Source organism: Ewingella sp. CoE-038-23, from assembly GCF_040419245.1.
GTDB lineage: Bacteria > Pseudomonadota > Gammaproteobacteria > Enterobacterales > Enterobacteriaceae > Ewingella > Ewingella allii.
Genome location: NZ_JAZHOH010000001.1, coordinates 170,676 through 182,735, shown reverse-complemented (window position 1 = coordinate 182,735; position 12,060 = coordinate 170,676). Strand labels below are relative to the sequence as shown.

Sequence of the window (12,060 nt, the reverse complement as noted above, 5' to 3'; positions counted from 1 at the left end):
ACTGCGCCTGTTCTCCACGCTTCATCCCTTAATCATTCTTTAGCGGTTTCTTGCGATGCAGCAGGCCACGCAGCCGCCCGCTGTCTCGCAAAATACCCAAGCCAATACCCAAAATGGTATAAATCGCGCCGAGAAGCAGCAGCATCAGCATATCGCCGCCCACCTCTTTGAACGGCAGCCCCATCTGGTTGACCCCCGCAATCGCCTTGGTGGCCCAGGTGGACGGCAGCATGGATGACACGCCCCGCACCCAAGTCGGCATAGCCTGTAACGGCCAAATGGTCCCCGAAATGTAGAACACCGGCATGGTGATGAAAGAGAGCGTCAGGTAGATCATCTCCACGCTGCGCAGACATTCGGTCACCAGTTTACCCAGCCCGAGCACCGCCAGCAGGAACGGGAAGGTCAGCATGATGATTTCGGGAATGGTCGCCGTCTGCCGATACCCCAAGATCCAAGGCCAGAGTACAAACAGCACGATGGACAGGAACAGCCAGATGGGGATTAGCGCCGTCAGCCCGCCGAGGAAAACCGGGATGGCAGGCTTGCCGTCGGGCGCGCTATTGAGGGTGATATTCACCCGCACGCTGGCGATCAGCAAGGAGTGTTGCAGCAACATCACCAGCAGGCCGGGGAAGATGATGGCCGCGAAGCTGATGCCGGGGTTAAACAGGTCCAGCGTCTGGCCGACGATTGGCGTCAGCAGCACATTGGCCTGCTTACTGTTGAAGCCGCTACGCATCAACAATTCGGTGTTGTACTGGGTCAAAATCGACTGGTAGGCCGCCACCACGTCCTGCTGGATCTGGCCGTTCGCCAGACGGTTGGTGGCATCGCCGTACACCGGGATCACCACGTCGCTGCCGGCGAGGATCTTTTTCTCCAGATCGACCGGCATGATGATCACCGCGAACAGTTTGCGCCACGCCAGATCCTTCTCGGCCTGATCCACGCTGTCATAGCTGTTCATCTTGATTTTCGAGGTAGCATCAAGTTGGCGGATAAGCATCCGGCTGGCCGTGCTGTGGTCCTGATCGACCACCGCCACCGGCAAATCCCACACCGTGCGATTGGCGTAAACCGTGCTCATCACGCACAGCGAAATCAGCAACATCATCCACATCGGCTTGTCGAGCATGCCGGTCAGGACTTTAACGAAGGTCTTCCAGTAAGTGGTAAGCCATTGGCGTAGCGTCATTTTCCTGGCTCCTGCTTCTTAAGGCGCAGGTACAATCGCTTATGCACCAGTAATCCAGTGATCAGCGGGTAAATCAGCAAAATGGCGCACACGCTGAAGATAGCGCTGGCTGGCACCTGCCGCAGGAAAATGTCAAACATCGCGTACAGGGCGTGGGTCAGCGGCTCAATATTCGAGATGATCCGCGCCACTAGTGGCATGGACAGCTCCGGCACCGCCATGCCCGAGAAAGTCAGCGCGATACTGACGAAAATCCCCATCAGGGTATAGGCGGTGATCGTGGTGCTGGTGAAGGTGAACAGCAGTAGCCCGATGCTTTGGGCGGCAATCACATAGAAGAAGCTAATCAACACCATAAACAGCGGATTGCCACTGACCCTCGCGTCAAAAAAACCCACCAGCATGGCGATTTCCACCAGCAACAGCGTGGTGAAACACAGGGTATAAGGCGCGAGTTTGCCCAACAGCGCAAAGGTAAAAGACGGCGCGCCCAGCAGGGACTGGCTGCGCGCCATCACGTAAATCATGCACGTCACGGTAAATAGCTGAATCAGGTGGATCATCGCCGCAAACTGCTGGTAGTAAATGTAGCTGCCGCTGGCGTTAAACAGGCTGCCATACAGCAGCTCCACGCTCGCCAGCGGCGGCATGGTTTTGCCCATTTCATTGGCCAGAATCGCCCGATATTGACTATTTAATTCAGTGATTAAACCGCTGAAGTCCTGCGTGGAGTAAAGCCCGGCGCCGTAAAACAGCGCATTGTAATAGAGCACCACGCTTGGCTGTTTGCCTTCCAGCGCGTCGGCCTCAAAGTCAGGCGGAATGTAGAGCAAGGCGTAATCCTGCGCGGTGCGCAGCCGATGCTCAGCCTCCTGCAACCCACCGTCAAAAGTCTGCACGTGGGCGTGCGAACCGGCGTCCATCTTGCGGATCAGCGTTTTGGACAGCGTGCTGTGGTCGTTATCCACCACTGACACCGGCAGGTTCAGCAAGGTACCCTCGGAGAAGTTACTGCTGATCAGGATGAACAGCAGTAAAGGGAATATCCAACCCAGCCAGTGGATCACCGGCTTGCGAAAGGCGTCGCGCGTTTCACGGTTGAACGAGCGAGAGAAACAGCGCCAGCCGGCTTTTACCCGGTACATTGCCACTACTCTTTCCAGTTCCACAGCGCGCTCATGCCTTGGCGCATGTTAGGCACTTTTTGCAGCGGATAGAGCCGAACTTCAAAGGTTTTCAGGTCAAAGTCGCCAGTGGCGCGGGTGGCGCGCTTGGTGGCGTAATCCCCCAGTGGCGCGATGTAACGCACCTCGGCTTCCACTTCTTGGTTATTGAGCGCGGGAACGCGAATTCTGATTTTGTCGCCTTTATGTATCCCGGCGAGGATGTCTTCACGCAGGTTGAAAACGAAATAGGCGTCCGGCAAGCGCAGCAGAGTGAGCAACGGGCTGGAAGCACTTTGCAGCTCCCCCACTTCCACCGGGATTGGCCCGACTTCGCCATCAACCGGCGCTTTGACCTGTAAGTCATCCGTTTGGGCTTTCACTTCCAGCAGGTCTTCTTCGGCCTGACGCAGTTGGGCGGCATAGCTTTGGCGTTGCTCGGCACGGTCGCCATTAACGCCTTCATCGAGGTTGGCTTTGGCGACTAATACTTGCTGATAAGCGCTGTCGCGCGCGCGGCGGGAATTCTCTAAATCTGATGCAGAAACATAGCCTTTGGAGGCCACTTTGGCATTACGATTGTACTCGTCGCGTGCATTGGTGTACTCAGTTTGCGCCTGTCCCAACGTCGCTTTCAGGTTGCGGATGCTCTCTTCGCGGGTACCGTTAATCGACAATTCCAGCTGTGATTTGGCCTGATCGCGTGCCGCCTCCAGTGAGCGTAACTGCGCCATCAGTTCCGGACTGTCGAGAGACATCAGCAGCTGCCCGGCTTTCACATCATCGCCACGCTCAACGTAGCGTTCAATCACCCGGCCTTTGGCCTTAGACGCAACAATCACCTCCGGCGCGTCCACTTCTCCCTGCAATAATAAGTCCTGGTTGCCCGCGCGGAAAAGTACCGCCAGCGAAATGGCCACTGCTACTAACAGCAGGGTCAATAACATTCTCTTACTCATTGTTTTAGCTTCCTTTTTATTTGCCAGAGTGAAACTCAGCGCGAGAACCCTCGAGATTCGAGCATTGGCATTTCCATTTCCATCGAACGTCGTCCGTTGCTATTTGCGTCTTCAGGTCATGAAGAGGACGCATGATAGCGGGGTGCGGTCTGGTTTTTTTAACACGAAACAACATATTGGTTAAAATTATAAACTAAACCAAATACATTCACCCAAAGCCAAATACATAGAGCACAAATCAAGTATTCAGCCCAAACATATTCGGTAATACTGACCTGTATAATTAGCGGGCGATTGGCTTCGCCCTCAGCCCTCAACGAGTGAGCGACGACTATGTCTGAGAAATACACCGTTCCCCTTTCCGTGCTGGATTTAGCCCCCGTACCTCAAGGTTCAAGCCCTAAACAAGCCTTTCATTCTTCGCTGGAGTTAGCGCAACACGCTGAAAAGCTTGGCTATAAGCGTTACTGGATGGCCGAGCACCACAACATGATTGGTATCGCCAGTGCGGCGACCTCGGTACTGCTTGGCTTTATCGCTGGCGGCACCAAAACCATCCGTATAGGCTCCGGCGGCGTGATGCTGCCCAATCACTCACCCTTAGTGATTGCCGAGCAGTTCGGCACCTTGGCAACGCTCTATCCGGACCGTGTCGATCTGGGCCTGGGCCGTGCGCCGGGCACTGACCAGCGCACGATGATTGCGCTGCGCCGCCATATGTCTGGCGATGTGGATAATTTCCCGCGCGACGTGCAGGAGTTGCAGCACTACTTTGGCGATGTCCAGCCGGGCCAGCCTGTACAAGCCGTGCCGGGTCAGGGCCTGCACGTACCGCTGTGGCTACTGGGTTCCAGCCTGTATAGCGCACAACTGGCTGCAGCACTAGGTTTGCCGTTTGTCTTCGCCTCCCACTTCGCACCAGACATGCTGTATCAGGCGCTGGCGATTTATCGCAGCCAGTTCAAACCTTCAGAGCAGCTTGAAAAGCCGCATGCCATGGTGTGCATCAACGCCATCGCGGCCGATACTGATGAAGAAGCGCGCCGCATGTTCACCTCGAACCAGCAGCAGTTCATCAATCTGCGTCGCGGCAATCCGGGCAAACTGCCAGCGCCGGTGGATAACATTGAAAGTCTGTGGTCGGCGTCTGAACGCTTTGGCGTAGATCAGGCACTGCGCATGTCAGTGGTGGGGAATAAAGAGACTATCCGCACCGGCCTGCAAAATATCCTGCGCGAAACCGAAGCCGACGAATTGATGATTAATGGCCAGATTTTTGACCATCAGGCGCGCTTGCACTCTTTCGACATTGTTTCGCAGTTGCAGGGCGACCTGGTGAAAGAAGTGCGGATCGGCTAACGCCCTCTTCTTCCTTCCTATATTGCACGCATAAAAAAACCAGCCCGCAGGCTGGTTTTTGTTTATCTGACGTTTGCCGAAGCATAAGCCAAATTATGCGTCAGTAGTACGACGCGGAGCACGGCTTGGAGCGCGACGCTCACCGGCTGGTGCGCTGCCTTCACGACGTTCGCCATTGAAAGGACGGCCACGGCCACCTTCACGACGTTCACCGTTGAAAGGACGCGGAGCACCGTTACCACGACGCTCACCGCCTGCACCAGCAGGACGTTCACGACGTGCAGCCTGTGGCTGTGCATCACCCAGCAACTGCATGTTCATCGGCTTGTTCAGGATACGAGTGCGGGTAAAGTGAGACAGGATCTCGCCCGGCATGCCTTTCGGCAACTCGATCGTTGAATGCGAAGAGAACAGCTTGATGTTACCGATATAACGGCTGCTGATGTCGCCTTCGTTAGCGATAGCGCCAACGATGTGACGAACTTCAACACCGTCATCACGACCCACTTCGATACGGTACAGCTCCATTTCGCCAGCGTCACGACGCTCACGACGTGGACGATCGCCATCACGTGCAGGACGATCACCATCGCGAGATGGGCGTTCACGGCGGTCACCGCGATCATTACGATCGTCGAATTCACGGCGTGGCGGACGGCTTTTGAACACTGGATCAGCAGCAACGATCAGTGGACGTTCGCCCTGAGCCATTTTCAGCAGTGCTGCGGCCAGCGTTTCGATGTCCAGCTCTTCAGCGGGTTGCAGTTTAGCCAACAGCGCACGGTACATATCCAGATCGCTGCTTTCCAGCTGCTGCTGAACTTTAGCGGCGAACTTAGCCAGACGACGCTCACCCAGTACATCCGCAGTTGGAATTTCAACTTCTGGAATGGTCAGCTTCATTGTACGTTCGATGTTGCGCAGCAGGCGACGTTCGCGGTTCTCAACGAACAGCAGTGCGCGACCAGCACGACCAGCACGACCGGTACGGCCGATACGGTGAACGTAAGACTCAGAGTCCATCGGGATGTCGTAGTTAACAACCAGGCTGATACGTTCTACGTCAAGACCACGTGCTGCCACGTCGGTTGCGATCAGAATGTCCAGACGGCCATCTTTCAGACGCTCCAGAGTCTGCTCACGCAGAGCCTGGTTCATGTCACCGTTCAGCGCTGCGCTGCTGTAGCCACTGCGCTCCAGAGCTTCAGCCACTTCCAACGTAGCGTTTTTGGTACGCACGAAGATGATGGCTGCGTCGAAATCTTCAGCTTCCAGGAAACGAACCAGCGCTTCATTCTTACGCAGGCCATACACAGACCAGTAGCTCTGGCTGATGTCTGGACGGGTAGTGATGCTTGACTGAATGCGCACTTCCTGTGGATCTTTCATGAAGCGACGAGTAATACGACGAATCGCTTCTGGCATGGTTGCAGAGAACAGCGCGGTCTGATGTTCAGCCGGGATCTGCGCCATGATAGTTTCAACGTCTTCGATGAAGCCCATACGCAGCATTTCATCGGCTTCGTCCAGTACCAGACCGCTCAGGTTAGAGAGGTTCAGAGTACCGCGTTTCAAGTGGTCCAGCAGGCGACCTGGGGTACCCACAACAACTTGTGGCCCCTGACGCAGAGCGCGCAGCTGGACGTCATAGCGTTGGCCACCGTAAAGGGCAACAACGTTCACGCCATGCATGTGTTTAGAGAAGTCGGTCATTGCTTCAGCAACCTGAACTGCCAGTTCGCGAGTCGGTGCTAAAACAAGAATTTGTGGTGCTTTCAAAGAAGCATCAATGTTGTGCAGCAGTGGCAGAGAGAAGGCTGCAGTTTTGCCGGAACCGGTCTGAGCCATGCCCAGAACATCGCGGCCGTTCAACAGGTGAGGAATACACTCAGCCTGGATTGGTGATGGTTTTTCGTAGCCCAAATCGGTAAGGGCAGAAATGATTGGAGCGGACAGCCCCAGGTCAGCAAAAGAGGTTTCAAGCTCAGTAGTCATGTACACGTGCCTCATTAATAATGGCAGCCAGTCTACATAACTCGTCGAGAAAATTTTCTGTCATTTTCATTGAAAAGTGTGAACCGGCTCAAATTAGATTATAAAACGAACAAAGCAACCCTCGCCCGTTAAGGCGCTTAAAAATGGTTAAACCATGGTTAAGAAGGCTGATTGGTGTCGTCAGCTATTGCTGGTCCGATTCTGATAGGTCGTCTTGCTCTTGGCCTAATAGCGCCAATTCCAACAATGCATAGCGGTGCTCAACAAAATTATGAACGTTGTTAGCTACCGTCAGTTTGAACAGTGCCAAGGCGCTGTTCTTGTCCCCCAGACTTAGGTAATGCTTACCTAAATAGAAGTCAGTTTCACTGAGATGCTCAGCGAGCGAAGTGTTATCCGTTGCTTCCGCCTTTAGGCGTTCCATCAGCGTTTTTTCGCTGATCTTACCCAGGTAGAATTCGACGATATTCCATCCCCATTGCCCTCTGTCCGCTTTGTCGTAACGCTGTTGCAATGCTACGTCGGCATTCTTCGGATTGATTTCTCGCTCCGCAAGATAAAGCCATAACGAACGGAAGGGATCATTTGGATCGTCTCGATAAAACGCCTGCAGATCATCCTGCGCTAACGAGAATCGGCCACCGTAATACAGTGCGATACCTCGGTTCAAACGCGCGTAGTTGTAAGTTGGATCAAGCTCTAGTACAGAATCAAACGCTTCATAGGCAGCATCAAAATTGCCTGCCTGCGTTAGGTAAATCCCCAGGTAGTTGAAAACTTCTGGCATATCAGGACGAATAGACAGCGCTTGTGAAAAATCATTTCGCGCTAACGCTCTAAGTCCAAGGCTATCATACAGTACACCGCGCTCATATAACAGCTGTGCGCGTTCATCGTCTGTCAAAGCCCGGCTGGCAAGAATTTGTTCCATGCGCGCCAATATGACTTCCTGCTGCAACGTAGGCTGCAACGGAATCGCCAGAACTTCATTTTTACGCCAATCATGGTTGCTGCATCCTGCCAACATAAGTGCTGTCGCAACATAACACCAGCGCAAGAAAGGCTTCATTTCCACTCCCGAAGACAAACATTGGATTAACATCCTGTCATCCGCCTGCTTAACACAAGTGCATCCTGCGCTCATGATACGAGCAGCTCTCTGCCTTATAGACAGAGAGCTGTAAAACAAATGTTACAGATATTACTCAGCTGAAGGCTCTGCAGTTTCATCCGAGCTTGGCGTAGTCGCTTCTTTGATGCTCAAGCGAACGCGGCCCTGACGGTCAACTTCCAGAACTTTAACTGGAACTTCTTGACCCATCTGCAGATAGTCAGTCACTTTCTCAACACGCTTATCAGCTATTTGAGAGATGTGGACCAGACCTTCTTTACCGCCGCCGATAGCCACGAAGGCACCGAAATCTACGATACGGGTAACTTTACCTTGGTAGATACGGCCAACTTCGATTTCAGCAGTGATCTCTTCGATACGACGGATAGCGTATTTCGCTTTCTCACCGTCGGTCGCAGCGATTTTAACTGTACCATCATCTTCAATTTCAATGGTAGTGCCGGTTTCTTCAGTCAGCGCACGGATCACTGAACCACCTTTACCGATCACGTCCTTGATTTTATCTGGGCTGATCTTGATGGTGTGGATGCGTGGTGCGAACTGAGAAATATCACCGCGCGGCGTGCTGATAGCCTGTTCCATCACGCCCAGAATGTGCAGACGCGCACCCTTAGCTTGGTTCAGAGCAACCTGCATGATTTCGCGGGTAATACCTTCAATTTTGATGTCCATCTGCAGTGCGGTAATACCGTCACGGCTACCGGCCACTTTGAAGTCCATGTCGCCCAGGTGATCTTCGTCACCCAGAATGTCAGACAGAACCACAAAGTTTTCGTCTTCTTTAACCAGACCCATCGCGATACCAGCAACGGCCGCTTTGATTGGTACACCTGCGTCCATCAGTGCCAGAGAAGCGCCACAAACGGAAGCCATTGAAGAAGAACCGTTAGACTCGGTGATTTCAGAAACAACGCGCACGGTGTACGGGAAGTCTTCTGGTTTAGGCATCATCGCCAACACACCGCGTTTCGCCAGACGACCGTGACCAATTTCACGACGTTTTGGCGAGCCAACCATACCGGTTTCACCTACAGAGTATGGAGGGAAATTGTAGTGGAACAGGAAGCTATCTGTCTTCTCGCCCATCAACTCGTCAAGGTTCTGTGCATCACGGGCAGTACCCAGCGTTGCAGTAACCAGTGCCTGAGTTTCACCACGGGTGAACAGAGCAGAGCCGTGAGTACGAGGCAGAACGCCAGTACGCACGTCCAGACCACGGATCATGTCTTTTTCGCGACCGTCAATACGCGGCTCGCCACGCAGCACACGGCTACGAACGACGTTTTTCTCGATGCTGCCCAGCAGATCAGAGATTTCGCCAGCGTCCAGAGTCTCATCTTCAGCTTGCAGAGTCTGCACAACTTCAGCTTTGATGGTGTTGATCTGAGTGTAACGCTCTTGTTTCTCAGTGATCAGGTAAGCATCACCCAGACGAGCTTCGGACAGAGCAGCAACGCGTGCGTGCAGTTCTGCATTCACGACTTCTGGCTGCCAATCCCACTTCTCTTTACCCACTTCAGCAACTAAAGAGTTGATGTTGTCGATAACGATTTGTTGTTGTTCGTGACCGAACACGACTGCGCCCAGCATCTGATCTTCGCTCAATACTTCAGCTTCAGATTCAACCATCAGCACAGCGCCCTGAGTACCGGCAACCACCAAGTCCAGGCGGCTGGTTTTCAGTTCGTCAGCGGTTGGGTTCAGAACGTATTGGTCATTGATGTAACCAACGCGTGCAGCACCGATTGGGCCATTGAATGGAATACCAGACAGGCTCAGTGCAGCAGAAGCACCAATCATCGCAACGATATCTGGGTTCACCTGTGGGTTCAGAGAAACCACGGTAGCAATAACCTGAACTTCATTCAGGAAGCTATCTGGGAACAGTGGACGAATTGGACGGTCAATCAGACGTGAAGTCAGCGTTTCGCCTTCACTTGGGCGGCCTTCACGACGGAAGAAGCTACCCGGGATACGGCCAGCAGCGTAAGTACGCTCCTGATAGTTTACGGTCAGTGGGAAGAAGCTCTGACCTGGTTTTGCTTTCTTTTGGCCAACAACAGTAACGAATACTGCGGTGTCGTCCATGCTAACCATAACTGCGGCTGTCGCTTGACGAGCCATCATACCGGTTTCAAGCGTTACGGTATGTTGACCGTATTGGAATTTACGAATAGTCGGATTAAGCAATGTAATATCCTTTTTTGTGGCGCGCAGCTGTTATGACAGCAGTTCACGCCGATAAATATCTGAGCTTCTCACTACATTCTCGCGACTAATGACAATCCTTATATACCTGACAAAGTGGCAATAAAGTCTCTCATTAGCCGCGCGAAAACATCTGTAACGGAAGTTCATGTTCTTAAAAGTACTACAGAAACAACAGCCATACAGTAACCTGATTTGCTGTCGCTTCCTAGAATAAAGGGGCCTATAGGCCCCTTTACACTGAAACTCGCTTGATTAGCGACGCAGACCCAGACGCTCGATCAGGCTGGTGTAACGTGCTACATCTTTACGCTTCAGGTAGTCCAGCAGTTTACGACGCTGAGAAACCATACGCAGCAGACCACGACGGCTGTGGTGATCTTTTTTGTGCTCTGCAAAGTGACCTTGCAGATGGTTAATTTGAGCAGTCAGCAGAGCAACCTGAACTTCGGTAGAACCACTGTCGTTAGTGCCACGACCAAAGTCTGCAACGATTTGAGCTTTAGCTTCAACGCTTAGAGACATAATCATACTCCAAAATATTATAGATAATTAATACGGGTGCCGATCTCTAATTCAGCTACCCAATGCATAAGCTGCGCTATTCTACTCTTTGCATAATACGATCGCAAGGTGAGCAGAAAGGGCTTACTCGGTGTATTCAACCACCAAACGACGCGGCGCAATGCGGCCATCATCGTCAATTTCACCGACGCCAATGAACTTACGTTCTTCGCCTTCGGTGATGCGCACCATGCCTGACGTCGGGGCGCCGGAAGCCTGTACGGGTTGCCCCTGCTTCACGTATCCCGCCACAACTGGCAAAAGGTTTACTTCAGGGAAATCTTCACAGGCGCTGTCCATCGGCAATAATAGAGGGTCCAGTAACAGGCGCGGTTCAATGCCTTCGGCTTCCGCCTGAGCGATCAGCGCATGCAGCTGTTCCATCGTCACCATGCGTTCGAAAGGATAAGTCGCCACCTGCAAGCGACGCAGGTAAGTCACGTGCGCGCCACAGCCTAGCTTTTCACCCAAATCGTCAACGATAGTGCGGATATAAGTGCCTTTGGAACAGTGGATCTCAAGCTCAACCTCAAAGCCTTCCCAACGAATGAACTTCAGTTCATAGACGTTAATCGGGCGAGATTCGCGAGGAACTTCAATCCCCTGACGGGCATATTCATAGAGCTTCTTCCCCTCGTATTTCAATGCGGAATACATAGAAGGGATTTGCTGAGTTTCGCCGCGGAAGCTGTCCAACGCCTCATCCAACTGCTGTTGGTTAAAGGTGACATCGCGCTCGGAGATAATTTGACCTTCGGCATCAGAAGTATCGGTGCGCTGCCCCATGCGGGCAATCACGCGATAACGCTTGTCTGAGTCCAGAAGGAAACGCGAGAACTTGGTCGCTTCCCCTAAACACAGCGGCAGCATACCGGTAGCCAGTGGGTCTAACGCACCGGTATGGCCTGCACGGTTGGCGTTATACAAACGTTTTACTTTTTGCAGCGCGTCGTTAGAGGACAGACCAAGGGACTTATCCAATAACAGAACGCCGTGAATATCACGGCCGCGACGACGTGGGCGACTCATTGTTATTCCTCGTCATCACCTGCAGCAGAACGACGCTCAGCGTCATTCTTCACTACGTTCGTCACCAGGTTAGACATACGCATGCCTTCAACCAGTGAGTTGTCGTAAGCAAAGGTTAACTCTGGAACAACACGCAGACGCATGGCTTTACCAATCAACGTGCGGATGAAACCAGACGCGTCTTGCAAAGCTTTAATGCCATTCTTCACACGATCAGGATCGTGATTGTCTGTTGTCAAAACATCTAAAAAGGTCACGAAGACTTTGGCATAGGCCAGATCACGAGACACTTCAACGCCAGAAACGGTCGCCATGCCTACGCGCGGGTCTTTGACTTCGCGCTGTAGGATGATGGCGATCTCTTTTTGCATCTCTTGGGAGACACGTTGGGTACGGCTAAATTCTTTTGCCATGATAAAACTCCTTCAGACAATCTCCAGACAAAGAGGGGGG

At 52.8% G+C, this 12,060-nt stretch carries 11 protein-coding genes; 1 reads left to right on the top strand and 10 read right to left on the bottom strand.

The genetic code is table 11. The features are described 5' to 3' along the window. Positions 1-28: 28 nt before the first annotated feature. From V2154_RS00910 to V2154_RS00900, 3 genes are read right to left on the bottom strand one after another with little or no spacing between them, the layout of a single operon-like run. The gene (locus tag V2154_RS00910; protein WP_353500687.1) at positions 29-1,198 is read right to left on the bottom strand and encodes an ABC transporter permease; all 1,170 of its coding nucleotides are present in this window, start codon (positions 1,196-1,198) and stop codon (positions 29-31) included. Then, positions 1,195-2,343 (bottom strand): ABC transporter permease, encoded by a 1,149-nt coding sequence (locus V2154_RS00905; protein WP_353503877.1) that lies wholly within the window; start codon positions 2,341-2,343, stop codon positions 1,195-1,197. Before V2154_RS00905 ends, V2154_RS00910 begins: the two co-directional genes overlap by 4 nt. Before the next feature lie 5 nt (positions 2,344-2,348). Further along, entirely contained in the window at positions 2,349-3,320 is a 972-nt protein-coding gene (locus V2154_RS00900; protein WP_353500686.1) for an HlyD family secretion protein, read from the bottom strand. Between the two features lie 333 nt (positions 3,321-3,653). On the opposite strand from V2154_RS00900, the gene V2154_RS00895 reads away from it, so the two are divergent. After that, complete coding sequence (locus V2154_RS00895; protein WP_353500685.1) at positions 3,654-4,679, top strand: luciferase-like monooxygenase; 1,026 nt, start codon at positions 3,654-3,656, stop codon at positions 4,677-4,679. Positions 4,680-4,772: 93 nt separating this feature from the next. Here V2154_RS00895 and V2154_RS00890 read toward each other — a convergent pair whose 3' ends face one another. The 7 genes from V2154_RS00890 to rbfA form a co-directional block, all read right to left on the bottom strand. Next, positions 4,773-6,674 carry a DEAD/DEAH family ATP-dependent RNA helicase gene (locus tag V2154_RS00890; RefSeq protein WP_353500684.1) on the bottom strand — a complete coding sequence of 634 codons (1,902 nt, stop codon included), beginning with the start codon at positions 6,672-6,674 and terminating at the stop codon, positions 4,773-4,775. Next, entirely contained in the window at positions 6,664-6,738 is a 75-nt protein-coding gene (gene yrbN / locus V2154_RS00885) for a protein YrbN (RefSeq protein ID WP_223499600.1), read from the bottom strand. The genes V2154_RS00890 and yrbN overlap by 11 nt, the downstream gene beginning before the upstream one ends. A 120-nt stretch (positions 6,739-6,858) precedes the next feature. Further along, the gene (gene nlpI, locus V2154_RS00880; protein WP_034795290.1) at positions 6,859-7,743 is read right to left on the bottom strand and encodes a lipoprotein NlpI; all 885 of its coding nucleotides are present in this window, start codon (positions 7,741-7,743) and stop codon (positions 6,859-6,861) included. 132 nt (positions 7,744-7,875) lie between these two features. Then, on the bottom strand, positions 7,876-9,996 hold the full coding sequence (pnp, locus tag V2154_RS00875) for a polyribonucleotide nucleotidyltransferase (RefSeq protein ID WP_353500683.1): 2,121 nt from the start codon (positions 9,994-9,996) through the stop codon (positions 7,876-7,878). A gap of 273 nt (positions 9,997-10,269) precedes the next feature. After that, the gene (gene rpsO, locus V2154_RS00870; protein ID WP_034795283.1) at positions 10,270-10,539 is read right to left on the bottom strand and encodes a 30S ribosomal protein S15; all 270 of its coding nucleotides are present in this window, start codon (positions 10,537-10,539) and stop codon (positions 10,270-10,272) included. A gap of 123 nt (positions 10,540-10,662) precedes the next feature. Beyond that, complete coding sequence (gene truB, locus V2154_RS00865; RefSeq protein ID WP_353500682.1) at positions 10,663-11,607, bottom strand: tRNA pseudouridine(55) synthase TruB; 945 nt, start codon at positions 11,605-11,607, stop codon at positions 10,663-10,665. Between the two features lie 2 nt (positions 11,608-11,609). After that, a complete protein-coding gene (rbfA, locus tag V2154_RS00860) occupies positions 11,610-12,020 on the bottom strand; it encodes a 30S ribosome-binding factor RbfA (protein ID WP_034795277.1) in 411 nt (136 codons plus the stop codon). Positions 12,021-12,060 lie beyond the last annotated feature (40 nt).